The following is a 558-nucleotide window of genomic DNA, read 5'->3' as shown; positions in this document are numbered from 1 at the left end:
CGTGGAGAGCGAGCTGACGCCGGTCGACAGTGAACTGATACCTGTCGACGCTGATGTTGAAAGGGAGCTGATGCCTGTCGAAACCGAAGTCGATAAAGATGTGACGTTGCTATTGGTCGTTGACAGGCCGCTGGAGACGGACGAAGACAGTGACGACACATTGCTGTTGGTGGAGCTCAGACCGCTCGACAGCGAGGTGACGTTGCTGTTAGTCGTCGACAGACCGCTGGAGACTGACGAAGACAGCGATGAAACATTGCTGTTGATGGAGATAAGGTCGCTCGACAACGAAGTGACATTGCTGTTGGTTGTCGACAGGCCGCTAGAGACGGACGAAGACAGCGACGAGACATTACTGTTGGTGGAACTCAGACCGCTCGACAGCGAGGTGACGTTGCTGTTGGTCGTCGACAGACCGCTGGAGACGGACGAAGACAGCGACGAGACATTGCTATTGGTGGAGCTGAGGCCGGACGACAGCGAGGTGACGTTGCTGTTGGTCGTCGACAGACCGCTGGAGACGGACGAGGACAGCGACGACACATTGCTGTTGGTGGA

At 56.5% G+C, this 558-nt stretch carries 1 protein-coding gene; it reads left to right on the top strand.

All coding sequences use genetic code 11. The annotated features are described in order from the left end of the window. Positions 1–558 (top strand): hypothetical protein (locus HWY05_RS38690; protein WP_176061480.1); only part of this gene is annotated, 558 nt, incomplete at both ends.

The organism is Paraburkholderia sp. BCC1876, assembly GCF_902833695.1.
Lineage (GTDB): Bacteria > Pseudomonadota > Gammaproteobacteria > Burkholderiales > Burkholderiaceae > Paraburkholderia.
Note: the sequence above shows the minus strand (reverse complement) of the source record. Positions and strands in the feature narration are given on the sequence as shown.